This window comes from Dysosmobacter sp. Phy (assembly GCF_054476235.1).
This window is the reverse complement of record NZ_CM136997.1, coordinates 575,210-597,060: the sequence shown is the minus strand read 5'-3', so window position 1 is coordinate 597,060 and position 21,851 is coordinate 575,210. Positions and strand designations below refer to the sequence as shown.

Annotated in this window: 21 protein-coding genes and 3 tRNA genes; 14 read left to right on the top strand and 10 right to left on the bottom strand. The window is 56.1% G+C overall.

The window, feature by feature from the left end:
* Positions 1 to 2 precede the first annotated feature (2 nt).
* The 6 genes from ACVDHE_RS03000 to ACVDHE_RS02975 all read right to left on the bottom strand — a co-directional run bounded on the left by ACVDHE_RS03000 (position 3) and on the right by ACVDHE_RS02975 (position 3,333).
* Positions 3 to 380 (bottom strand): Fur family transcriptional regulator, encoded by a 378-nt coding sequence (locus ACVDHE_RS03000; protein WP_418724840.1) that lies wholly within the window; start codon positions 378 to 380, stop codon positions 3 to 5.
* Between the two features lie 117 nt (positions 381 to 497).
* A tRNA-Leu gene (locus tag ACVDHE_RS02995) sits at positions 498 to 585 on the bottom strand.
* Positions 586 to 673: 88 nt separating this feature from the next.
* A tRNA-Leu gene (locus ACVDHE_RS02990) sits at positions 674 to 761 on the bottom strand.
* Between the two features lie 32 nt (positions 762 to 793).
* Positions 794 to 879 (bottom strand) — tRNA-Leu (locus ACVDHE_RS02985).
* Positions 880 to 1,005: 126 nt separating this feature from the next.
* The gene (locus ACVDHE_RS02980) at positions 1,006 to 2,379 is read right to left on the bottom strand and encodes a citrate/2-methylcitrate synthase (protein WP_458885541.1); all 1,374 of its coding nucleotides are present in this window, start codon (positions 2,377 to 2,379) and stop codon (positions 1,006 to 1,008) included.
* A gap of 237 nt (positions 2,380 to 2,616) precedes the next feature.
* Positions 2,617 to 3,333, bottom strand: a complete 717-nt coding sequence (locus tag ACVDHE_RS02975) for an NAD-dependent protein deacylase (RefSeq protein ID WP_458885540.1) — start codon at positions 3,331 to 3,333, stop codon at positions 2,617 to 2,619.
* A gap of 38 nt (positions 3,334 to 3,371) precedes the next feature.
* Between ACVDHE_RS02975 and ACVDHE_RS02970 the strand changes: the two genes are divergently transcribed.
* The 10 genes from ACVDHE_RS02970 to ACVDHE_RS02925 all read left to right on the top strand — a co-directional run bounded on the left by ACVDHE_RS02970 (position 3,372) and on the right by ACVDHE_RS02925 (position 12,296).
* On the top strand, positions 3,372 to 3,707 hold the full coding sequence (locus ACVDHE_RS02970; RefSeq protein WP_213039597.1) for an arsenate reductase family protein: 336 nt from the start codon (positions 3,372 to 3,374) through the stop codon (positions 3,705 to 3,707).
* A 77-nt stretch (positions 3,708 to 3,784) separates the two neighbouring features.
* Positions 3,785 to 4,630 (top strand): YihY/virulence factor BrkB family protein, encoded by an 846-nt coding sequence (locus tag ACVDHE_RS02965; RefSeq protein WP_213039596.1) that lies wholly within the window; start codon positions 3,785 to 3,787, stop codon positions 4,628 to 4,630.
* A gap of 29 nt (positions 4,631 to 4,659) precedes the next feature.
* Positions 4,660 to 5,937: an aminopeptidase gene (locus tag ACVDHE_RS02960; RefSeq protein WP_458885539.1), complete on the top strand. Its 1,278-nt coding sequence runs from the start codon at positions 4,660 to 4,662 to the stop codon at positions 5,935 to 5,937.
* An 87-nt stretch (positions 5,938 to 6,024) separates the two neighbouring features.
* Positions 6,025 to 6,507: a gamma carbonic anhydrase family protein gene (locus ACVDHE_RS02955; protein WP_458885538.1), complete on the top strand. Its 483-nt coding sequence runs from the start codon at positions 6,025 to 6,027 to the stop codon at positions 6,505 to 6,507.
* 44 nt (positions 6,508 to 6,551) lie between these two features.
* A complete protein-coding gene (locus ACVDHE_RS02950) occupies positions 6,552 to 7,769 on the top strand; it encodes an AI-2E family transporter (protein WP_458885536.1) in 1,218 nt (405 codons plus the stop codon).
* Between the two features lie 681 nt (positions 7,770 to 8,450).
* Positions 8,451 to 8,675, top strand: a complete 225-nt coding sequence (locus ACVDHE_RS02945; RefSeq protein ID WP_213039593.1) for a helix-turn-helix transcriptional regulator — start codon at positions 8,451 to 8,453, stop codon at positions 8,673 to 8,675.
* Positions 8,659 to 9,417: a DUF3169 family protein gene (locus ACVDHE_RS02940; RefSeq protein WP_458885535.1), complete on the top strand. Its 759-nt coding sequence runs from the start codon at positions 8,659 to 8,661 to the stop codon at positions 9,415 to 9,417. The genes ACVDHE_RS02945 and ACVDHE_RS02940 overlap by 17 nt, the downstream gene beginning before the upstream one ends.
* Positions 9,418 to 9,613: 196 nt before the next feature.
* Positions 9,614 to 10,417: an HAD-IIA family hydrolase gene (locus ACVDHE_RS02935; RefSeq protein ID WP_458885534.1), complete on the top strand. Its 804-nt coding sequence runs from the start codon at positions 9,614 to 9,616 to the stop codon at positions 10,415 to 10,417.
* Positions 10,414 to 11,331, top strand: a complete 918-nt coding sequence (locus tag ACVDHE_RS02930) for a glycerophosphodiester phosphodiesterase family protein (RefSeq protein WP_213039590.1) — start codon at positions 10,414 to 10,416, stop codon at positions 11,329 to 11,331. The genes ACVDHE_RS02935 and ACVDHE_RS02930 overlap by 4 nt, the downstream gene beginning before the upstream one ends.
* Entirely contained in the window at positions 11,328 to 12,296 is a 969-nt protein-coding gene (locus tag ACVDHE_RS02925) for a hypothetical protein (protein WP_213039589.1), read from the top strand. The genes ACVDHE_RS02930 and ACVDHE_RS02925 overlap by 4 nt, the downstream gene beginning before the upstream one ends.
* Before the next feature lie 63 nt (positions 12,297 to 12,359).
* Here the strand turns inward: ACVDHE_RS02925 and ACVDHE_RS02920 are convergent, their stop codons facing one another.
* From ACVDHE_RS02920 to ACVDHE_RS02910, 3 genes are all read right to left on the bottom strand, one after another.
* Positions 12,360 to 14,081, bottom strand: coding sequence for an anti-sigma-I factor RsgI family protein (locus ACVDHE_RS02920; RefSeq protein WP_458885533.1), 1,722 nt, complete (start codon positions 14,079 to 14,081; stop codon positions 12,360 to 12,362).
* A gap of 1 nt (position 14,082) precedes the next feature.
* Complete coding sequence (locus tag ACVDHE_RS02915) at positions 14,083 to 14,646, bottom strand: RNA polymerase sigma factor (RefSeq protein ID WP_458885531.1); 564 nt, start codon at positions 14,644 to 14,646, stop codon at positions 14,083 to 14,085.
* Between the two features lie 178 nt (positions 14,647 to 14,824).
* A complete protein-coding gene (locus ACVDHE_RS02910; RefSeq protein WP_213039586.1) occupies positions 14,825 to 15,481 on the bottom strand; it encodes a class I SAM-dependent methyltransferase in 657 nt (218 codons plus the stop codon).
* Between the two features lie 511 nt (positions 15,482 to 15,992).
* Between ACVDHE_RS02910 and ACVDHE_RS02905 the strand changes: the two genes are divergently transcribed.
* Positions 15,993 to 16,202, top strand: coding sequence for a helix-turn-helix domain-containing protein (locus tag ACVDHE_RS02905; RefSeq protein ID WP_458885530.1), 210 nt, complete (start codon positions 15,993 to 15,995; stop codon positions 16,200 to 16,202).
* A gap of 25 nt (positions 16,203 to 16,227) precedes the next feature.
* Here the strand turns inward: ACVDHE_RS02905 and ACVDHE_RS02900 are convergent, their stop codons facing one another.
* The gene (locus ACVDHE_RS02900; protein WP_458885529.1) at positions 16,228 to 17,070 is read right to left on the bottom strand and encodes a hypothetical protein; all 843 of its coding nucleotides are present in this window, start codon (positions 17,068 to 17,070) and stop codon (positions 16,228 to 16,230) included.
* Positions 17,071 to 17,428: 358 nt separating this feature from the next.
* Between ACVDHE_RS02900 and ACVDHE_RS02895 the strand changes: the two genes are divergently transcribed.
* From ACVDHE_RS02895 to ACVDHE_RS02885, 3 genes are all read left to right on the top strand, one after another.
* Positions 17,429 to 18,322 carry a DUF6017 domain-containing protein gene (locus ACVDHE_RS02895; RefSeq protein WP_458885528.1) on the top strand — a complete coding sequence of 298 codons (894 nt, stop codon included), beginning with the start codon at positions 17,429 to 17,431 and terminating at the stop codon, positions 18,320 to 18,322.
* A 121-nt stretch (positions 18,323 to 18,443) separates the two neighbouring features.
* Positions 18,444 to 19,574 (top strand): AAA family ATPase, encoded by a 1,131-nt coding sequence (locus ACVDHE_RS02890; protein ID WP_458885527.1) that lies wholly within the window; start codon positions 18,444 to 18,446, stop codon positions 19,572 to 19,574.
* Positions 19,571 to 21,847, top strand: coding sequence for a S8 family peptidase (locus ACVDHE_RS02885; RefSeq protein ID WP_458885526.1), 2,277 nt, complete (start codon positions 19,571 to 19,573; stop codon positions 21,845 to 21,847). The genes ACVDHE_RS02890 and ACVDHE_RS02885 overlap by 4 nt, the downstream gene beginning before the upstream one ends.
* Positions 21,848 to 21,851 lie beyond the last annotated feature (4 nt).

Sequence of the window (21,851 nt, the reverse complement as noted above, 5' to 3'; positions counted from 1 at the left end):
CCTCACTTTCCTTTCTGCTGAGAGTTCCTCTTGCAGTCCTCGCATACATACAGCAGCTTCAGATCGTAGGACAAAAACGGTATCCCTGCCTTCTGCTCCAGCTGCGCGGTCAGGTCTCCCAGATCCACGTCCAGCAGCCTGCCGCATTTTTCACATACGAAATGATCGTGCCGCTGGATCCGGTCATACCGGTCAGGCAGCCCCTCTACGGATACCCTGCGGATCCTGTGCGTCTCCCACAAGCGGTTGAGGTTGTTATACACGGTGGCCAGCACCACGGTGGGATACGTTTTCCGCAGTTCCTCAAAGACCTGTTCTGCCGTCATATGGCTGTAAGAGGATTCCACGATCTCTAAAATTTTTTTTGCGTATTTCGTCATGACGATCAGCTCACTTTTTTAGAATCGTTCTAAATTATTATATCGGCCTTTCAACAGATGTCAAGAAAAAACTTAAAAAAAGAAAGACATCTGCTTCCAGCAGATGTCTTTCTTTTTTGGTGCGCGAGGCGGGACTTGAACCCGCACGTCCGTAATGGACACTAGAACCTGAATCTAGCGAGTCTGCCAATTCCACCACTCGCGCGTATGATATGCAGTTGTACCGGCACCCGCCGGAGGGGAAACATCCAGTGAAAGGGACTCCGCTCAAAGCGGAGTCCGCTTTCCGGATTTGGTGCGCGAGGCGGGACTTGAACCCGCACGTCCGTAATGGACACTAGAACCTGAATCTAGCGAGTCTGCCAATTCCACCACTCGCGCATATGATCGGATTGACCGTTTGGGAAACGGACTGGTGCGGCTGACGGGACTTGAACCCACACGTCGAATCGACACCAGCACCTCAAGCTGGCCTGTCTACCAGTTCCAGCACAGCCGCAAATATCGCATCCCTTAGAAAAGACTGCTTGATTATTATAGCCAGAAGCCAACCGGATGTCAACCTTAAATTTCCGTTTTTCCCGAAAAAATTTCCCCGCCGGTTTTCCGGCGGGGAAATGATGGGTCAGCGGTTTTCCACGGGGGTGTAGGAGCGGTGTTCCTCCACGCACTCGTACCGGGGACGGATCAGCTTGCCGCCCACGGACAGCTCCTCCATCCGGTGGGCGCTCCAGCCTGCGATACGGGCCACGGCGAACAGGGGCGTGTACAGCTCCATAGGCAGGCCCAGCATCTCGTAGACGAAACCGCTGTAAAAGTCGATGTTGGTGGAGAGCACCGACTTGTGCTGCCGCTCCATCAGCAGCTGCTTGCCGATCCGCTCCACGTTGGCGTACAGCGCCAGCTCCGCCTGGCGGCCCTTTTCCTCCGCCAGATGGGTCACATAGTCCCGGAACACCTCGCACCGGGGGTCGGTCTTGGTGTAGACGGCGTGGCCCAGGCCGTAGATCAGGCCGCTGCGGTCGAAGGCCTCCTTGTTCAGCATCTTCGTCAGGTAGTCGGCCACGCAGCCGTCGTCATTCCAGTCGGAGATGTTCTCCTTGATGTCGGCCATCATGGCCATGACCTTGTTGTTGGCGCCGCCGTGGCGGGGGCCCTTCAAAGAGGCCATGGCGGCGGCGATGGCGGAGTAGGTGTCCGTGCCGGAGGAGGTGACCACGTGGTTGGTGAAGGTGGAGTTGTTGCCGCCGCCGTTGTCCGCGTGGAGCACCAGGGCCACGTCCAGCGTCCGGGCCTCCAGCTCCGTGTAGCTGCAGTCCTCCCGCAGCATCCGCAGGAAGTTCTCCGCTGTGCTCAGGTCCTCCTTGGGCACGTGGATGAACAGGCTCTCGCCGTTGCTGTACCGCCAGGCCTGATAGGCGTAGATGGCCAGCACCGGCATGTTGCTCATCAGCTGGAGGCACTGGCGCAGCACATTCTCCAGAGAGATGTCGTTGGGCTTGTCGTCATAGCAGAACAGGGTCAGGATGCCCCGCTGCATGGTGTTCATCATGTCCCGGGGCGGCGCCTTCATGATGACGTCCCGGAAGAAGTTGGTGGGCAGCGTCCGGTAGGAGGCCAGCTGGTCGCAGAAGGCCTGGAGCTGGTCCGGCGTGGGCAGCTCGCCAAACAGCAGCAGATATGCCGCCTCCTCAAAGGCGAAGCGTCGGCCCGCGGAGCCGGTGACCAGATCCCGGGTGTCGATGCCCCGGTAGTACAGCACGCCGTCCTGGGGGATGATGTGCTCGCCCTGGGTGACGCTGTAAGACTGGATCTCGCCCACGCGGGTCAGACCCGTCAGCACGCCGCGGCCGTCCTCGTCCCGGAGGCCCCGCTTGACGTTGTATTCCTTGTACAGTCTGGGATCGATGTAGTTCTTCTTCTCCCACTGTTCCTTCAGCGCCATAATGGCGGGGGTGATCTCACAATAGGCGTTTTCGCGGTTCTCTTTCCAGATCATGGGCAGGACGCTCCTTTCAGCGGCAGCCATCGCCGCTCTCGTTATTTGCAATATTAACATGAATGACTTTCATTTTCAATAGATAAAACCCGAAAAATTAAAAAATATTTTGCTAAATTTGCATGAATACAAAAATGACTTGCATTTATGGGGCGGATTTGGCAAAAACGGCGCCACTCCCTGCGGAATGGCGCCGTTTTTTTCCGCTCTTTTGGCGGATCTGACAAAGGCGGACCTTTACAGTTGGTCCAGAGTGGCTCCAATGGGATCGGTGATCACCAGATCCGCCGCCAGATCCCGGGCCACGGCGGACTTGTTGATGAGCACCAGCTTGTGGCCCCGGTAGTAATTGATGAGCCCGGCGGCGGGGTAGACGTTGAGCGACGTGCCGCCGATGATGAGCATATCCGCCTCGGAGATGAAGCGGACAGCGTCGGAGAGGGTCTTTTGGTCCAGTCCCTCCTCATAGAGCACCACATCGGGCTTGACGGGGCCGCCGCAGGTGCAGCGGGGCACGCCCTGGCTGTGGAGCATGAAGTCGAAGTCATAGAACTTCCCGCAGCGCTCACAGTAGTTGCGGTGGACGCTGCCGTGGAGCTCCAGCACGGTTTTGCTGCCGGCGGCCTGGTGGAGTCCGTCGATGTTCTGGGTCACGATGGCTCTGAGCTTGCCGGCGGCCTCCCACTGGGCCAGCTTACGGTGGGCGGCATTGGGCTTTGCTCCGGGTGAGAGGAGCTTGGCCCGGTAGAAGCGGAAAAATTCTTCGGGGTTGCTTTCATAAAAGGTATGGCTTAAAATCACCTCAGGCGGATACCGCCACTGCTGGTGGTACAGCCCGTCGGTGCTGCGGAAGTCCGGGATGCCGGATTCGGTGCTGACCCCGGCGCCGCCGAAAAAGACGATGTTGTCGGAGCCGTCCACCAGTTCCTTCAGCCGTTTTACGCTCTCCGTCATCATGATTCCCTCCATTTCCCTCTATAAGGAGTGTTACAATGAATATCCAGATCTTCGGCGCCTCCAAGTCCTTCGATACCCGGAAGGCCGAGCGGTGGTTCAAGGAGCGCCGCATCAAGTACCAGTATATCGACGTCCCCTCAAAGGGATTATCCCCCCGGGAGTACCAGTCCGTCAAGCAGAAAGTGGGCTTTGAGGCCTTGGTGGATACCAGGAGCCGGGCCTACGAGGCCCATTACATGGCCTACCTTACGCCGGAGGCCCGGGAGGAGAAGCTCCTGGAGCACCCGGAGCTGTTTCGCACCCCCATCGTCCGCAACGGCCGGGAGGCCACCGTGGGATACTGTCCGGAGGTCTGGGCGACGTGGGAGTGAGGCCGGGGCGTTGAAACGGCCCCAAACCGCGCATACTAAGTCGAACGTCTGAGGAAAATCGGAGAGGAGGGTGGCCCATGGTCCTGCCGAAAAACCGCTGGCTGCGGGGCGCGTATCTCATGACCCAGCGGTATCTGCGCCACAATGTGGGCAGCCAGAGCGCCGCCCTGGCCTTCTACCTGCTGTTCATGATCTTTCCGCTGCTGATCTTCATCAGCGCCCTGCTGGGATTGCTGCAGCTGGATGTGGCGGCCATTTTGGACGCTCTGGTGGAGTTTTTGCCCACGGAGGTGGTCAGCATCGTGGGAATGTATCTGAACTATGTAGGGGAGGACCCCAGTCCCCAGCTGCTGCTGTTCGGACTGTTCTTCTCCATTTACTTTCCCATGCGGGCCACCAACACGTTGATGCGGGCGGTGCGTACCGCCTACCACCTGGGGCCGCCCCGGGCGGCGGTACGCCATGTGATCAAGACGTTTCTCTACACGGTGGTGCTGATCGTCACCATCACCGTGACCCTGGCACTGATGACCGTGGGCGACCGGCTGCTGCTGTACGCGGTGGAGAACTTCCATCTGCCGTCGTTCCTGGCGGAGCTGTGGGCCCGGCTGCGGTTCCCGGTGTCGGCGGTGGCGGGGTATTTCGCCCTGTTCTTCCTGTATGCCCTGGCCCAGGATGTCCGCCAGCCCTGGCGGAACATCTGGCCCGGGACCCTGGCGGCGTTGGGGGCCTGGCTGGCGCTGAGCTGGCTGTACGCCTTCTATGTGGACAATGTGGCCCACTACTCGCTGCTCTACGGTTCCATCGGCGCGGTGATCGTGCTGCTGATCTGGCTGTATATGAGCGCCGCCACCCTCATTCTGGGGGCGGAACTCAACGGCACCATCATGAGTCTGCGCAAGGACGGGCAGGGGGACGTGTAGCCTTTACTTCCGACCGGAAATCCGGTACAATGGGAAAAATGATCCAGAAAAACGGAAAGGATGAACGTGCCTTGATGGATGAAAAACTGCGGGAATACGCCAGCTTGCTGGTGCGGGTAGGTTTGAACGTGCAGAAGGGCCAGACTCTGGTGATCTCCTCCCCGGTGGAGTGCGCCTTCTTCGCCCGGCTCTGCGCGGCGGAGGCCTATGACGCCGGCTGCCGGGAGGTGGTCATGAACTGGAGTGATGACGCCCTGGCCCGGATGAAATACCTCCGCGCGGAGGACGCCGTGTTCGATACGGTGCCCCTGTGGCGGCGTCACTTCTACAACGACTACGCCCTGGAGGGGGCGGCATACCTGGCCATCTCCGCCTCGGACCCGGAGAACCTCAAGGGCGTGGACCCCGGCCGTCTGGTCCGTAGCCAGCAGGCCAGCGGCAAGGCCCTCAAGGACTTCGACCGTCTGCAGATGTCCAGCGGCTTCCCCTGGTGCATCGCCTCCATCCCCATTCCCTCCTGGGCCCGGAAGGTGTTCCCGGACCTGCCGGAGGCGGAGGCTATGGAGCGGCTGTGGGAGGCCATCTTCCGCGCCGTCCGGGTAGGGGGGGACGGCGGCGCCGTGGCGCGGTGGCAGGCCCATCTGGAGACCCTGGCCCACCGGCTGGAACGGCTCAACGCCCTGGACCTGCGGACTCTTCACTACACCAACAGCCTGGGCACCGATCTGACCGTGGAGCTGCCGGAGGGCTGTGTCTGGGAGGCCGGCAACGACCGCACCCTCTCCGGCGTGCCCTTCATCGCCAACATCCCCACGGAGGAGATTTATACCGCCCCGCTGAAAACCGGGGTCAACGGCGTGGTGTATTCCTCCATGCCCCTGGCTCACGACGGCCACATCATCGACAAGTTCCGTTTTGTGGTGAAGGAGGGCCGGATCGTGGAGGCCCGCGCGGAGCAGGGAGAGGCGGCGCTGAAAGCCGCCATCAGCGTGGACGAGGGCGCCGCCTGCTTCGGCGAGGTGGCCCTGGTGCCCTACGACAGCCCCATCTCCAATCAGAAGATCCTGTTCTACAACACCCTCTTTGACGAGAACGCCGCCTGCCACATCGCCTTCGGCGAGGCATACCCCTGCATCCGGGGCGGCCGGGAGATGACCAAGGACGAGCTCAAGGCGCGGGGGCTCAACGACTCCATCACCCACGTGGACTTCATGGTGGGCACGGCGGACCTGAATATCACCGGCACCACCCGGGACGGGCGGGAGGTACCCGTGTTCGTAAACGGCAACTTCGCCCCGGAGATCTGAACAGAGAAACGATACAAGGCCGCACTGCCCGCCCCGAGAGGCGGGCTCCCCGGCCTTGGCGGGAAACATCACATAGGAGGAACCAACATGGCTTACAAACAGAGAGAGAGCGACGAACACGTACTGATCTGCCCCGGCGCCTCCGTCACCGGCGAGGTGACCCTGGGCAAGGGCGTCAACATCTGGTACAACGCGGTTCTGCGGGGCGATGAGGGGGCCATCACCGTGGGTGAGAACACCAACATCCAGGATTGCGCCGTGCTCCACGAGGAGACGGTGGTGGGCGCCGGCTGCACCATCGGCCACGGCGCCATCGTCCACGGCTGCACCATCGGCGACAATGTGCTCATCGGCATGGGAGCCACCGTGCTCAACGGCGCGCGGATCGGCGACGACTGCATCGTGGGCGCCGGGGCCCTGGTCACCGGCAAAATGGACGCCCCCGCCGGGTCCATGATCCTGGGCAGCCCCGCCAAGGTGGTCCGGCCCCTGACGGCGGAGGAGATCGAGGGCAACCGGATCTCCGCCCGGGGCTATCTCCACTCGGCGGAGAAATACCGCCGGAGCTGAGCCGTGCCGTCCTTATCGGCGGAAGGCACACAAAGGGAAACGATATGGAGTTGAACAAAGGTAATATCAAGGGCCTGCTGCTGGTGATCTGCGGCGGCGTGGCCTTTTACTGCGCGCTGCAGAATCTGGGGACCGTGATCGCCGCGGCAGCCTGGCTGCTGGGGATCCTCAGTCCCTTCCTGCTGGGCTGCGCCATCGCCTTCATTCTCAATGTCCCCATGCGGGCCATTGAGCGGCACCTGTTCCAGGGAGCAGCCCGGGGCGCCGGGGCACGGCGGCCGCTGGCGCTGCTGCTGACGCTGGTGGCGGTACTGGGCGTGCTGGCTCTGGCCTCCTCGGTCATCGGGCCCGGCATCACCGACGCTGTGCGGTCCATCGCCAGCCAGGTGCCCGGCGCCATTGAGCGCCTGCAGGAGTGGCTCAATGGGCTCTCCGCCTACCTGCCCATGATCCAGGATTTCATCGCGGAGCTGGATATGGACTGGCAGAGCCTCTCCCGGAAGGCGCTGGACTTCGCCCAGAGCCTGGGCAGCGGACTGCTGTCCTCCGGCGGCGGGCTGATCGGGGGCGTGGTCAGCGGTGTGAGCACCTTCGTCATCGGTCTGATCTTTTCATTCTACATCCTTCTGCAAAAGGAAAAGCTGGCCCGGCAGGGCCGGCAGGTGATTTACGCCCTGCTGCCGACCCGGCGGGCCGACCGGGCGCTGGAGGTTTTGCGTCTGGCCGGGCGGACCTTCTCCAGCTTCCTCTCCGGCCAGTGCCTGGAGGCCTGCATCCTGGGCACGCTGTTTGTGGCGGCCATGACCATTTTCCGGATGCCCTACGCGCTGCTGGTGGGTGTGCTGATCGCCCTGACTGCCCTGATCCCCATTGTGGGGGCCTTTATCGGCTGCGGAGTGGGCGCGCTGCTCATTGCCATCGGGGACCCCTGGAAGGCCCTGTGGTTCATCGTGCTGTTTTTGATTTTGCAGCAGGTGGAGGGGAACCTCATCTACCCCCATGTGGTGGGATCCTCCGTGGGTCTGCCCTCCATCTGGGTGCTCTCCGCCGTGACCTTGGGCGGCAGCCTTATGGGCATTCTGGGTATGCTGGTATTCATCCCTCTGTGCTCCGTGCTCTACGCCCTGTTCCGGGACTACGTGAAGCAGCGTCTGCGCCAGCGCGCGGTGCCGGAGGAGAAATGGCGGGAGGCGCCGCCTCCTCCGAGGCCCGCTTCGGCGAGGGAGGCGAAACCGCCCCGGGAGAAAAAACCCAAACGCTGAGGACTGCGGAGCCCCGCAGGGGATCCGCCTCCATTCTCTTTTTGACGGCATCAAAAAGAGGACTCTCCAGAGGGGCATCTCTTGCCCCTTTGGGGCAATTCACCTTCCGGGCCGCGGCCGGTCCAAAAGAAAAAACGCTTTGATGAACAGGCGGACCCACTTTGTGGGTCCGCCTGTTCGTGCGTACGGGGGGCGGGCGAATCGGTGCGGCAGAGGCCGGTGGTCCCGCTGTCCCTGCGCCGTTCCCCGGCGATTGAAGAGCCTGGCCCCCGCATAACAACTGCGGTGAAGGGACGGGGTGGCAGACGGATCTGCCGCTGCTTCTCTTTTACTGTCTCGCGCTGCGGCGCTCTCAGTATTTCTGCCACCAGTGTTCCACTCGCGCGTTACGCGCTGCCCCGGTGGTCGCTGAGGGCTTCTCCATTTTACCGTAGGGGCGGATTCAATATCCGTCCGCTGCTCCCGCCGTTCCTCAAAAAGCCTTCTCCCTTAAAGAAAGATGGAGATTGGGGATCAGGCGGGGTGGATGAGGGGGGACCGGTATCCGACCCGCCCCGATCAAAGTGCCCGCCAAAAAAAATTCACGTTTTCTATTGACAACGATCCTTGTCAATGCTATCCTGTGAATGACAAGAATAGTTGTCATGTTGACGGAAAAAGTTGTCAGAGAGGAGGCGCGCCATGCCGCTTTACAACCGGCTCAAGGAACACCGGGCCCGGCTGGGGGTCAACCAGCAGGAGATGGGGCGATTGGCGGGAGTGTCCCGCCAGACCATCAGCCAGATCGAGCGGGGAGACTACTCGCCGTCGGTGACGCTGGCGCTGAAGCTGGCCAAGATCTGCGGCACTGCCGTGGAGGACATTTTTTCCTATGAGGAGGACGGAGACGATGAAAACCAGGAGTGACAACCGCAGGGCTCTGCCGAAATTTTTCCTGACCATTCTGGGCGCCGGGCTCTTTGGCGGCGTGCTGGGCTTTGCGGCGGGCTTTCTGAACGTGGGCAATCTCGCCGACAGCGTGCGGCAGGCGCTCAGTGTGGCCCTGACCGCCTCCGCCCCCTGGGGCATCCCGGTGACGAACCTGATTGCCCTGGGCATCGGCTGGGGGCTGTACGCCAAGGCCAAAGGCCTTTACAGGACCTGGGACGGTGAGGATGAGGACACCATCGATGCTGCCGAGGAGCAGCTCAGCTGGGCGCTGCTGATGTCCGCTGTGGCGTTGCTGTGTGACCTGTTCTTCTTCTCCGTGGCGGTGGTCTACGCCGGCAGCCCCGCGGCCGTGGGGACCTTTATCGTGGCGTTTTTCGTGGGTGTGGGCGTAGCCACGGTGCTGCAGCAGAAGGTCGTGGACCTGACGAAGAAGATCAACCCGGAGAAGCGGGGCAGCGTCTACGACATGCAGTTCCAGAAGAAGTGGATGGACAGCTGCGACGAGTCGGAGCAGCGGCAGATCGGTCAGGCCTGTTACAAGGCCTATCTGGCGGCCACCAAGGTGTGCCTTTGGATCTGGGTGGCGCTGATGGTGCTCCATTTCGCCTTTGGTACGGGGCTGCTGCCCGCGGCGGCGGTGCTGGCCGTGTTCGGCGTTTTGCAGATCACCTATACTCTGGAGAGCATCCGGCTGGGCCGGAAAGGAGGAGCGCTGTAATGGATATCACCTTGCTGATCGCAGTACTGGTTGCCTGCGGCCTGCTGCTGTTTCCGGGACAGCGGAGGCGGAGCTGACCAGCCGGTCCATACAAAAAGCGGAGGCGGAGCGCTCTTGCGCTCCGCCTCTTCCGGCCTCCCTTGCAAGCGGCGGCGCTTTGTGGTATGCTGGCTCCATTGCGAGAGGAGGCGCGGACGTGGATCTGAGCAAAAAGCGGCTGTTCCTGCTGGACCTGGACGGCACCATTTATCTGGAGGACTCCCTGCTGCCCGGGGCGGCGGAATTTTTGGAGGATGTCCGCGCCCACGGCGGCGCCGTGCGGTATCTGACCAACAACTCCTCCCGGGGCGTGGACGCGGGACTGGAGAAAATGACCCGCCTGGGCGTGACGGCGCGGCGGGAGGAGTTCCTCACCGCCGTGGAGGCCACGGTCCACTACCTGCGCACCAGCCGCCCGGCGGGGGAGGCGTACTTCGCCGTGGGGACGGCGTCCTTCTGCCGCCAGCTGCGTCAGGCGGGCTTTGATATCCGGGAGACCCCGGACGATGACGTTGGGGCGGTGCTGGTGGGCTTCGACACGGAGCTGACCTACCGGAAGGTGGAGGACGCCTGCCGCCTGCTGTGCCGGGGGGTGGATTTCTTGGCCACCAATCCGGATCTGGCCTGCCCCACCCTGTACGGCTTCATGCCGGACTGCGGGTCCATCTGCGCCATGCTGCGGGGCGCCGCGGGCCGGGAGCCCCACTACATCGGAAAGCCAGACCCCAACATGATCCGCCTGGCCCTGGAACAGACCGGGTGCGCACAGTCGGAGGCGCTGATGGTGGGGGACCGGCTGTATACGGACATTGCCTGCGGCGTCAACGCCGGGGTGGACACAGCCCTGGTGCTGACCGGGGAGGCCACAGCGGCCGACGCCGCTGTCAGCCCAACGCCGCCCACGGCCATTTATCAGGACATGGCGGCCTTGCTGGCCGCTATTCGGGAGGCACGGAGATGACGACAGTTCTTGTGACCGCGGTAGTGGTATTGGTGCTGGTCGCCCTGGTGGTGGCCGGGCTTGCCGGGGCGCTGTTTTTCGGAGGCTTTTTACTGACGCGGGTGCTGGAGATCCTGGCGCCGGTGCTGCTTTTGATTTGGTTCGTGCTCCACGGCCGCCGCGGCGGCCCGGGGTGGGAGAGGCTGGCGGGGAAACGGTATGCCCACCGCGGGCTCCACGGCTCCGGCGTGCCGGAAAACTCCCTGTGGGCCTTCCGCCGGGCGGCGGAGGCCGGTTACGGCGCGGAGCTGGACGTCCACCTGACGGCGGACGGGCATCTGGCAGTGGTCCACGACAGCAACCTCTCCCGGATGTGCGGCGTGGAAGCGAAGGTGGAGGACCTGACGGCGGCGCAGCTGGGGAAGCTGCGGCTGGCCGGGACCGGGGAGTCCGTTCCCTTTCTGGAACAGGTGCTGCCCCTCTTCGAGGGGCGAGCGCCGCTGGTGGTGGAGCTGAAAACCGCCGGGGGCAACCACGCGGCCCTGTGTGAAAAAACCATGGAATGTCTGGACCGCTTCGGCGCAGACTACTGTATCGAGAGCTTTGACCCCCGGTGCCTGGCATGGCTGCGGAAACACCGGCCGGAGGTGCTGCGGGGCCAGCTGACCCAGGACTTTCTGCGGCGGGGGGAGGACCAGCCCCTGAAAAACCGGCTGGCCCTGACGGCGCTGCTGTGCAACTGCCTGACCCGGCCGGATTTCGTGGCCTGCCGGTATCAGGACCGGCGGATGGCACCCATGGCGCTGTGGCGGCTGTGGGGCGGACGGACGGCCCTGTGGACCATCCGGGCGCCGGAGGAATTGGAGGAGACGGAGCGCCTGGGGGCGCTGCCGATCTTTGAGGGATTTGACCCGGAGGAGGGGTCGGCGAAATGACTAGAGAAGAAAAACAAGAAAAAAAGCGGCTGAAGAAGCGGGAAAAGCGCAGCTTCCGCCAAGCCATGGCCATGGAGCTGCGGGAGCACAAGAGTTCCTTCATCGTCTTTGCCGTGCTGCGGACCCTGGTCATCGTGACCCTGGTCCGCCAGATCATGCTGGGCAGCTATGAGAGTGCCTTCTTCTGCGGCCTGGCGCTGCTGCTCCTCTATGTGCCCAGCTGGATTCAGGTGAAGCTGCGGATCGAGCTGCCGCCGGCCCTGGAGATCACCATTCTCTGCTTCATCTTCGCCGCCGAGATCCTGGGCGAGGTCAACGCCTTCTACGTGGTGGTGCCCAACTGGGACACTATGCTCCACACTCTCAACGGTTTTCTGGCCGCAGCGGTGGGCTTTTCCATGGTCATGCTGCTCAACGACGACGAGCGGCTGACCTTTGACCTGTCGCCGCTGTTTCTGGCCCTGGTGGCCTTCTGCTTTTCCATGACCATCGGCGTGCTGTGGGAGTTCTTCGAGTTCTCCATGGACTACTTCTTCGGCACCGACATGCAGAAGGACACCATCGTCCACGCGCTCCACACTGTCGCTCTGGACACCACCCGGTCCAACAAGGTGGTCACCATCCCCAACATCCAGGAGGTCTATATCAACGGCGAGGCCCTGGGGCTTGGCGGATATCTGGATATCGGCATCATCGACACCATGAAGGACCTGTTCGTGAACTTCATCGGCGCGGTGGTCTTCTCCGTCACCGGCTTCTTCTATGCCAAGAGCAAGGGCAGGAAGCGGACCCCGGCCCAGAACTTCGTCCCCAGCCGCAAGACTGAGGACCACGACTACCTGCGCCAGGCCATGGAGGAGGCTGGTATCCTGCCGGAGGACTCTGCGGAAAAGGCGGAGGAGGCGGCCGCCCCCGACGCCGGGCAGACGCCCCCTGCGAAGCCGGACGCTCTGCCGGAACCCTGAATACACCGCGATCAAAACAGCGCCCCGGACCTTTCGGTCCGGGGCGCTTATGGCTGCGATCAATCAGTCGTGATCCTGCTGGGCTTTCAGCACGGCGCCGGTGCGGGCGTCAATCTCGTACTCGTACTCCGTCTGAGCAGATTTGAATTCGATCTCGTAGCGGTAGGAGCCGTCGTCCTCGTCCAGCTCGCACTCCATCTCCCGGACCGCCGATGTGCTGACGCCGGCGTGGGCCAGGGCGGCGGCCTTGGCCGCCTCCGCGCCGATGAAGGAGGAGCCGGAGGAACTGCTGCCGCCGGAGACGGTGGAAGAGGTGGCTCCGTCGGTGGTGCCGGAGGTGGATACAGCGGCGTGGCTCTCCCGCTCCGCCTTCCACACGGCGCCGTCATAGGGGCCGATCTCGTACTCATACTCGGTGCTCCCAGCCCGGAATTCCACCTCGTAGCACTCCAGCCGGCCGTCGTCGTACTCCAGGCGGCAGGACAGGTAGGAGGTGTCCGCTTCTTTGACCCCGGCGTGGGTCAGGGCCGCGGACTGGGCCGCGGCCTCGCCGATCAGGGCGCCGGAGGAAGAGGCGGAGGCGAAATGGGTGTAGTTGTTGTCCTCGTCCCGCTCGGACTTGAGGATAGCGCCGTCGGAGAGACGGATGTCGTATTCATACTCGGCACCGCCGGAGCGGAACTCCACCTCATAGAGGGCGATCCCATCGTCCCAGTCCTGCTTGACCTGCAGGCCCAGGGCTGCGCTCTCGCTGACACCGGCGTCAGCCAGGGCGATGGATTTGGCCTTGTCGGCGGTAATGCCGCCGGAGGCGGCAGTGGTCGGAGCGGAGGTGCCGAGATTGGAGACATTGGCGGGGCCCTTGAGGACCTCCCCGGTCCAGGCGTCTACGTCGTAGCTGAATTCACCGCCTGCGGTGTACAGCTCCACCTCATAGTGGGCCGGGTACTCGTCCAGTTCGGGATCCACGTCATAGTAGGTGACGGCGGAGGCGGTCAGCCCGGCGCAGGCGATGGCGGCCTGGGCCGCGGCGTCCTTGCCGACGGGCATGGCCGGGGCGCCGGTTTCCCGCAGCTGCTTGAGCTCCTCCACGGACAATGCGGACAGAGCGTTAAAGTCCAGCTGGCCGTTGAGGGCCTGGACATCCCGGACCATGGCGGCCTTGCCGACGGAGATGCTGCTGCCCTGAGCCAGGGAGATCAGCTCGGCGTCATAGCCCACCACCTGGCTGAGGACGGCGGCACCGGCGGAGGCGTTTTGCAAAGCAGTGCCCACCTCGGAAGTCAGGTCGCTCTCCAGCCGGACGGCCCGGAGGGCGTCGTCGTCCTCCACAGAGATCAAAATGGCGGAGGACAGCCGGTCCAGATACCCGTTTTGCAGCAGGGAGCCCACGATGGCGTTGACCGCCACCTTCAGCTGAGTGCCCTTGAGGTCCATACCGTCCAGGATCACCTCCGCATCCTCATTCAGGGCGTCGGCGGCGAGGACCTTCTCGTTTTTGTTGACCTGCAGCTGGATGCTGGGGTTCACGTCCAGGGAGACCACGGAGGCCACGGCGCTGGCGCTGCGCCAGCTGGTCAGGCCGAAGGCACAGCACACCACGGCCAGGGCGGCGGCCACGGCCAGAGGCGCCCAGCGCCTGCGGGGCTTTTTGAATTCGGTCATGGGGATCACGGTTCCTTTCTGCTCCGTACAGGAGGCCAGGATGCGATCCAGAGGGTCCGGCGCGGCGTGGTCCATGGCGGTGCGCAGCCGCTGTTCGATCTCCTGTTCCCGGATATCCATATCAGTTGGCCTCCTTCCATGCGAGCTGGAGCTTTTTTAAGGCTCTGCTGTATTTGGACAGAACAGTGGGAAGCGGAAGCGCCAGCATGGCCGCGATCTCCCGGTGCTTCAGTCCGGCCAGGGCGTGGAGCGTGACAATCTGCCGCTCCTGGTCCCCCAGGGCCTCAAGCAACGCCAGCAGGGTCATCCGGTCCTCCTGGGAAACAGCGGGATTGTCGGCCAGACGGTCCTGCCAGTCCTCCTGAACCAGAGGCTCTGTCCGGCCCTGCTGGCGCAGGCGGCTGAGAGACAGATTCCGCACGATGGTCATGATCCAGGCCCGGGGTTTGCCCTGGGTCCGGTACTGGCCGGCGGACTGCCATACCTGAAGGTAGGCGTCGTGGAGCACATCCTCGGCGTCGTGGGGATTTTTCAGGATCGACAGCGCGAAGCCGTATACGGCGGGGCGGGTGCGGCTGTACAGGTCCGCAAGAGCCTCCTGGTCCCCACCCGCGATCCGGGCGATGCACTGGTCCAAAATGGCGTCGTCTCCCGGGGACGGCGCCGCCACGGTCATGCAGAACATGGTGGCTTCCTCCTGTTCACTCTATCAACGGGCGAAGAGGGCCCTTTATTGCACGATAGAGGAAAAAGTTTTTCAATTCAGTATACCACCGCCCCGCAGGGGAGGGAAGTATGGAAAGCGACAAAAAATCTGCTGCTGCAAAAAAGCGGCCCCCGGAAGGGGACCGCCTGAAAGGAATTCAGTTCTTGACGCCGCAGACGCACAGCCCCAGGAAGGTCCTGCGGACCTGGGCGTCGGACAGACGGGTCTGATGCAGGATGGCAGTTAACTCCGGGGCTGTATAGGCTGCCGCCATGGAGGATTCCAGTCCCATCCGCAGAGGGCGGTAACGCACCAGCAGCCGCAGCAGCCACTGCTTCCACACCGCTGTGTCCCGCCGCAGATCCGTGACGCAGAACCGGCCGCCGGGCCGCAGCACCCGCCAGATCTCGTCAAAGACCAGCCGGGGCGTCTCCCACTCGTGGAGGGAGCCGTTGGACACTACGCAGTCGAAGCTGCCGTCGGGAAAGGGCAGATTCATGGCGCTGCCCACTACATAATCGGCGGGCATCCCATACTCCTGGGCGTTTTTCCGGGCGATCCGGACCATCAGGGGACTGCTTTCACAGCCGGTGAGGCTCCGGGAACCCAGCTGCCGGGCCAGCTCCAGCCCCACATAGCCCGGGCCGGGACCCAGCTCCAGCAGCGCACCGCTGCCCAGGTCGGCGGAGAGCATCTCCCGCACGCCGTTCCAGCCCCAGTCCCGCAGCTGGCGGGCCAGGCGGTCGTACATCCCGGCGGTGACCGGGTCCTGGATCCCGATTTCCGATTCACTAATCCGTGGCTTTTTGATCATGGGGCCTCCTTTCAGCCGGCAGGCGGAGATGTGTCTGCTCTAGTGTGCCTCCCTGTGATGAAAAACAACGCCGTTTCCAGCGCTTTTTTGCCCGGGAGCGGAAAAAGCAGCCTGTTTAGAAAAATCGTGGAAATTAAATACAATTATAGTTAGTTTTGTGCAACTCTGTCAAGCCCCTGCCTCATGCTGGCATGTGGGACGGAAAGCAGAGAGCGCCGGAACAGCTCTTGGGCTGCTCCGGCGCTGGCACCCCGAACTGGATTCGAACCAGCGGCCTATCGCTTAGGAGTATGGCGTACCATTTCGTAAATTGTTCATATCATATCTTCCCATATTGTTTCTTCGCAAATTGTGCTGCCTGGAGGCAGGTCAATTTGCACAAATTCCCCTGAAATATGCTGCCTTACAACGGCTTTTCAAATGTCGTATTAGCAAGGTATTAGCAGGAACCCGTTGTGACAGAGGGCTTCCAGGGGCCATTTCAAAATGCTATTAGCAGGGAGGATCATTTATGAGCATCAATGAAAAAGGGACGCCCCAAAGCAGAACATACACCGTGAATGACATCGCAGCCATTCTCGGTATCGGCCGCGCTTCGGTCTATAAACTCGCCAACTCTGGATTGTTCAAGACGATCCGTATCGGCAACATGATCCGAATCTCTAGGAAGTCCTTTGAGGATTGGCTGAAGGCGGAGGGACTGGACGACGAAACGGAATAAGTAAAAAGAGAGCCATAAGTTAAATCTATGGCTCTCTTTTTTGTTCTCCAACTAAGTTTATACTGTTAAAAAACTTGCCGTTTTCTGCGTCAATTCCAAATTCAACATTATATTTTTGAGAGTAACGATTTCCTAATATGTCTCCATAAATAAATTCCAAAATATATTCCCCATAAAGAGCAGAATTTTGTTCATCACAAAAAATATGACAGTATGCACTTTGTCCTGTTTTCATGGTAAAAATGTTCACACCACGCCGTTTTGCACCTGCTTTATAAAACCCTACCATTGTATTTAGAGCAGCACCACTCCCTACATTCTCAATCTCAAACGGCATAGAAACTAGATTTCGAGGACACAAGAAGCGCTTGCTATTACCTTCCTGAACCATTCCAATACTACCTGCTTGAAGTGACTGCTTCTGTGCATCCGTTAAACTATCCTTGAAACTGATACCATCTGTGCCAATAATGATAAACACTTTATCAAGTTTATATTCTTCATAAAACTCATCCGAAGTTCGATCCGGTTCATTGTTTGAGGTCTGAAAAACTAGAGAGAGCAAATTTGACCTGGATTTTGACTTATAATGGGTCAATGCAAGATAGGGACGAACTCTGTTTGCCTCATCTTCACGATAGTTCCTTTGGGCATAATCTATTGAAAGATATACTCCCATTATAGTTGCTACAGACGCAAGCATCGCTCCATAAAAGGATAGGACATCACCTGCAGACCACTCCGCAGCAAGAAAGCCACAGGGCGCATGCAACTTAAATGCCAAATTGATTAGAGCGGGAACGACAATTAGGAAGAAAGCAGAAGCGCCCAACAATTTCCACTTGTGTCTATGAAAAAATTCTTTCATTATGTTCTAACCCTTTCGAGTTATTAATTTTTCAATTTAACTGCTGGCACAGATTGTATCAAATTATATAGATTATATCATTTAAAACTTGTTGCCGCAATTCACCAGTATCCTTATCACCAATAATACTTAGAATTTTTGTGCCATAAAGGTTTCCTTATGACACTTTTTATTAAGAAAGCATTATAGCGCTTGAAAACTACCCCGAAAAGAGCCCCAAATTTCATGTTTCTTCTTCCACGATCAGCCGAAAGACCACCGCCCATAGGTTTTCCCCTCCGGGGTGTCCGGACGGTGTAAAGGCTGTCTTTTCCCCCAAAATGAACACTTTTCCAGACCGCCGAAAGGAGGTGATACTATGGCGGTATTTCGCATTGAGAAAACCCGAGACTACACAGTGATGTCCAACCACCACCTGCGCAACGCGGGGCTGTCGTTGAAATCCAAAGGGCTGCTTTCCATGATGCTGTCCTTACCGGAGGACTGGAACTATACCACCAGGGGCCTATCCAAAATCTGTAAGGAGGGCACGGACAGCATCGGCTCCGCTCTGAAGGAGCTGGAGCGAGCCGGGTACATAGTCCGCAACCGGCTCCGGGATAGCAAAGGCAAAATCGTGGATGTGGAGTATGTCATCTACGAGACGCCCCATCCCCCGGACACGGGCCAGCCGTGTGAGGACGAGCCGGATACGGCTTGTCCAGATACGGAAAACCCGGATATGGATAACCCATGTCTGGAAAACCGGCCGCAATTAAATAAAGAGAAAAGAAATCCTGAAGAACAAAATACTGATTCACCAAGTACGGAAGGATCAAATCCTATCCAATCAAGCCCCCAAACCCCCACAGGGGCCAAACGGACTGGACGGGACGGGATGCAGGAGCGAGAGAGTTACCGGGAGCTGATTTTGGAGAACATTGAGTATGACATCCTTGCACAGAACGAGCGCATGGACCGTGACCGTCTGGACGAACTGGTAGAGCTCATGGTGGATACCGTCTGTTCCCGCAGAAAGACAATCCGCATTGCCGGGGACGACTATCCGGCGGAGGTGGTCAAATCCCGGTTCCTGAAACTGAACAGTTCCCACATTGAGTATGTGCTGGACCGGATGCGGGAGAACACCACCTATGTCCGCAACATCAAGAAATATCTGCTGGCTGCCTTGTATAACGCCCCGGCTACCATCGACAGCTACTATGCGTCCCTGGTAAACCACGACCTGTATGGAACCTGTTCTAGTTTATAGCCTGCATCGTTCCGAAAATGAAATATATCGTACCTATATTTTGAATAAAATTCTCAATTTAGAGCAATTCGTTCTTTACATTTTCTTTTTGTTCCGTTATAATAAAATAGGAGGTGCAATAATGAAGTATTCTATCGAAATTGGCAAGATCGTAGAAGGTGCATTAAAACACGATCAAGCCAAAGTTATTAACTATACAAAACAATTGGTATCAAAACTAGAAAAAGATGACGACTTACGTTCTGCAATTAAATTCCAGCGTCTATTATCTACTCAAACGGAGTTTTCTTTGACTCCTATGAATAGTTCTAGCCCGGTTGCTATTCCTGTAGATACTGAATCTAGAATGGACCTTGCTGATATTATTTACCCCTACCAAAATGAAATTGAAGTTGTTCTCTCGAAGCAGAACGAGGAAAAATTAGATTCATTTATTTTAAGTTACCAAAATGCTGATAAACTTAATTCTCTTGGGATAAATGTTTCAAACTCTTTATTGTTGTATGGACCACCCGGATGTGGAAAAACCAAATGCGCGTATTTAATTGCTAAGCGATTAAATTTGCCACTAGTTGTTGCTAGATTAGATAGTCTAATCTCTTCATACCTTGGCACAACTGCAAAAAATATTCGTAGTTTATTTGACTTTGCACAAAAGATGCCTTGTGTCTTATTTTTAGATGAATTTGACGCTATTGCTAAAGCCCGAGATGATAATAACGAACTCGGCGAATTAAAACGTGTAGTAAATAGTCTTTTACAGAATATTGACACGATGAGTAAAGATAGCCTAATTTTAGCCGCTACTAATCACCAGCAGTTACTTGATCCAGCGATATGGAGAAGATTTGAATATAAATTAGAAATTGAATTACCGGATAGAGAGGCTATAGCAGCATTAGTTACATTATTTGCTAACGGTCTGTACAGTTTTAGCAAGAAAGAAATTGTAGAAATTTCAACTTTGCTAGACGGACAAAGTGGTGCTGATATAGAAGAAATAGTAACCAAGGCTATACGAAACTCTGTTATTCATAATTGTCCCTTTAGTATAGCTAACATCTATGACGAACTATTTATTACAAAGAATATTGTACCTCAAAACTGTAATGATCCACGAGAGTTATTACAAATCAAAGCAAAATATTTACGGGAAAAAGACTCTAAAGTTTTTAGTTTACAGGTAATTGCAGATATATTGGGTAGTTCAAAAACTACTATTCAAAAAATTGTAAAGGAGGTTCAATCATGAACGAAAACAATCTGCCAATAAAATTAGTTCTCCCTAAAACAACCGATATTGTTCCTAATGATGGTCGCGGAAACATAAAATTTTTTGGAGAAGTAACTCCTGCGTTGAAAAAAGATATAACAGATAAATTTGAAAATTTACTGGCTTTTTATTCTGATGTTTTTGAAGAAAACGAGAATATATCTGCTGTAGGAAAATTAACTGTAAAGCCAGAGGCAATTGCAAAATCACACAAACCTACCGATTTATGTAGAAGTTGTCCGATTATTGGCAGCGAAGATTTAGATGAAATATATATTAAGATTAATAAAAAAAGCATTCAAGATACAATTGCAATGGTGAACAACCCTCCATCACAGAAGTTTCAAGCTAACATGACCGCAATTGTCGATATCCAACCTATTAAACCTGAAGAAAAAATCTCATTATCACTCCAGTCAATTGTGCAAGAAAGTGCTAATCCTATAAAAAAGGCTATTAAAGTTAAAATCTTTGATTTTGATGACGATTTTGATAATGCAAAAATATGGGACTACATAGAAAGGAAACTGAATTCATTTAATTTCAAAGGAAAATACGAATTAATTTCATATGGGAGTCAAATCAAATTTTTGAAAATAGAAGTTGACTCATATAATGATATTACTCAAATAGCTTCTATAAATGGAATAAAAAATATTGATTTTTTTCAAGAATACACACTTCCTCAAAATAATTTTTTAGCAACTGAACTACAGACGATTTTGGATTCCGAGTATAGAGATAGTGATATTGTCATCGGAATTATTGATGGAGGAATAAGTGATGATAATCCATTTTTGAAGCCATATATCGTTGCACGTGAAGAATATGTAGCTAAAGATTATCAAAATCCGCAACATGCAACTTTTATAGCATCAACTATTCAATACGGTAATATTTTGAATAATATTCCCGCATCCTCTGCTTATCATTTCAAATTTGTTGATATTATTGCAATGCCCAATAGCGATAAAAAATTTGGATTAACTGATACCATTAACGAAAAAGATCTCATGGACATCATTGAAGATGCAATGGAAAAGTACTCTAAATCAACAAGAATTTGGAATCTTTCATTAGGAATTGCGAACAAGCCTTGTGATGGTTCAATGTCCGATTTAGGAATATTTTTGGACTATATTCAAGACAAATACCAAGTACAAATTTTTGTTTCTAGCGGTAATATAACTACACTTCCGCTTAGAAATTGGCCTCCACAAAAAGGTCTTGGCGAGCATGATCGTCTTATATCACCAGCTGACTCCGTTCGTGCTATAACCGTAGGATCTGTTGCATTGTTTGATTCAGCAGATTCAATCGTTAAATACAACGAGCCATCACCTTTTAGTCGTAGGGGACCTGGTGCAAACTATATCGTCAAGCCTGATATTGTTGATTATGGTGGTAATCTTTCTACATCCTACAGTCTTGAGGGATTAGGAGTAATTGGATTAAATCCTTTGGGGAAATTGATAGAAGGCAATGGTACAAGCTATTCAACTCCACGTTCTTTGCAGAAATATGCTTCTATATATGAAGAAATGTTAGACCCCGATTTGCTCCTTGCCAAAGCAATGTTAATACATTCTGCTAGAATGAACTCTCGTGAGTTGCTAGATGAACATCCTGACAATATTAAATATTATGGATTTGGAATTCCTTCTACTGATACACGCGACATTTTACACTGTAGTAAAGATAGTGTAACACTTGTTTTCAAACAAAAGATATCCCAGGGATCTCATCTCGAAATGTATGATTTCCCGTATCCAAAGTCTCTTATTAAGAATAATAAATATATTGGCGAAATCGGGATGACTCTCGTCTATCTACCGCCTCTTGATCCTAAATATGGCCGTGAATATTGCAGGACTAATATTGATGTTAGCTTCGGAACATATTCCTATTCGGATAATGGTAAAGTTAATTATAAAGGACAAGTTCCTCTCGAGGCCCGGTGGGATGAAAAATTTGAATCAGCACGAGTCGAAAATGGTTTTAAATGGAGCCCCATTAAATCATATTACAGGAAACTAAGTAGAGGAATAAAATTAGAGGATGGATGGAAACTTAGAATTGACTTAACTCAAAGAAACGGATTATTGGTGCCAACTCAAGAATTTGTTTTAATTATTACCATTAAGGATCCTAATGGCAATGACATCTATTCAGAAATAACCAATGGATTACGCGAAAGAGGTTATATAACTAATAATATTGAAACGAAATACCAGGTTCGCCAAAGGCAATAAAATG

What these genes read in the sequence shown, in the direction of transcription:
- ACVDHE_RS03000 (WP_418724840.1), bottom strand. Translation starts at nt 380, where the DNA reads ATGACGAAATACGCAAAAAAAATTTTAGAGATCGTGGAATCCTCTTAC.
- ACVDHE_RS02980 (WP_458885541.1), bottom strand. Translation starts at nt 2,379, where the DNA reads ATGATCTGGAAAGAGAACCGCGAAAACGCCTATTGTGAGATCACCCCC.
- ACVDHE_RS02975 (WP_458885540.1), bottom strand. Translation starts at nt 3,333, where the DNA reads ATGACGGAGAGCGTAAAACGGCTGAAGGAACTGGTGGACGGCTCCGAC.
- ACVDHE_RS02970 (WP_213039597.1), top strand. Translation starts at nt 3,372, where the DNA reads ATGAATATCCAGATCTTCGGCGCCTCCAAGTCCTTCGATACCCGGAAG.
- ACVDHE_RS02965 (WP_213039596.1), top strand. Translation starts at nt 3,785, where the DNA reads ATGGTCCTGCCGAAAAACCGCTGGCTGCGGGGCGCGTATCTCATGACC.
- ACVDHE_RS02960 (WP_458885539.1), top strand. Translation starts at nt 4,660, where the DNA reads ATGGGAAAAATGATCCAGAAAAACGGAAAGGATGAACGTGCCTTGATG.
- ACVDHE_RS02955 (WP_458885538.1), top strand. Translation starts at nt 6,025, where the DNA reads ATGGCTTACAAACAGAGAGAGAGCGACGAACACGTACTGATCTGCCCC.
- ACVDHE_RS02950 (WP_458885536.1), top strand. Translation starts at nt 6,552, where the DNA reads ATGGAGTTGAACAAAGGTAATATCAAGGGCCTGCTGCTGGTGATCTGC.
- ACVDHE_RS02945 (WP_213039593.1), top strand. Translation starts at nt 8,451, where the DNA reads ATGCCGCTTTACAACCGGCTCAAGGAACACCGGGCCCGGCTGGGGGTC.
- ACVDHE_RS02940 (WP_458885535.1), top strand. Translation starts at nt 8,659, where the DNA reads ATGAAAACCAGGAGTGACAACCGCAGGGCTCTGCCGAAATTTTTCCTG.
- ACVDHE_RS02930 (WP_213039590.1), top strand. Translation starts at nt 10,414, where the DNA reads ATGACGACAGTTCTTGTGACCGCGGTAGTGGTATTGGTGCTGGTCGCC.
- ACVDHE_RS02925 (WP_213039589.1), top strand. Translation starts at nt 11,328, where the DNA reads ATGACTAGAGAAGAAAAACAAGAAAAAAAGCGGCTGAAGAAGCGGGAA.
- ACVDHE_RS02920 (WP_458885533.1), bottom strand. Translation starts at nt 14,081, where the DNA reads ATGGATATCCGGGAACAGGAGATCGAACAGCGGCTGCGCACCGCCATG.
- ACVDHE_RS02915 (WP_458885531.1), bottom strand. Translation starts at nt 14,646, where the DNA reads ATGTTCTGCATGACCGTGGCGGCGCCGTCCCCGGGAGACGACGCCATT.
- ACVDHE_RS02910 (WP_213039586.1), bottom strand. Translation starts at nt 15,481, where the DNA reads ATGATCAAAAAGCCACGGATTAGTGAATCGGAAATCGGGATCCAGGAC.
- ACVDHE_RS02905 (WP_458885530.1), top strand. Translation starts at nt 15,993, where the DNA reads ATGAGCATCAATGAAAAAGGGACGCCCCAAAGCAGAACATACACCGTG.
- ACVDHE_RS02900 (WP_458885529.1), bottom strand. Translation starts at nt 17,070, where the DNA reads ATGAAAGAATTTTTTCATAGACACAAGTGGAAATTGTTGGGCGCTTCT.
- ACVDHE_RS02895 (WP_458885528.1), top strand. Translation starts at nt 17,429, where the DNA reads ATGGCGGTATTTCGCATTGAGAAAACCCGAGACTACACAGTGATGTCC.
- ACVDHE_RS02890 (WP_458885527.1), top strand. Translation starts at nt 18,444, where the DNA reads ATGAAGTATTCTATCGAAATTGGCAAGATCGTAGAAGGTGCATTAAAA.
- ACVDHE_RS02885 (WP_458885526.1), top strand. Translation starts at nt 19,571, where the DNA reads ATGAACGAAAACAATCTGCCAATAAAATTAGTTCTCCCTAAAACAACC.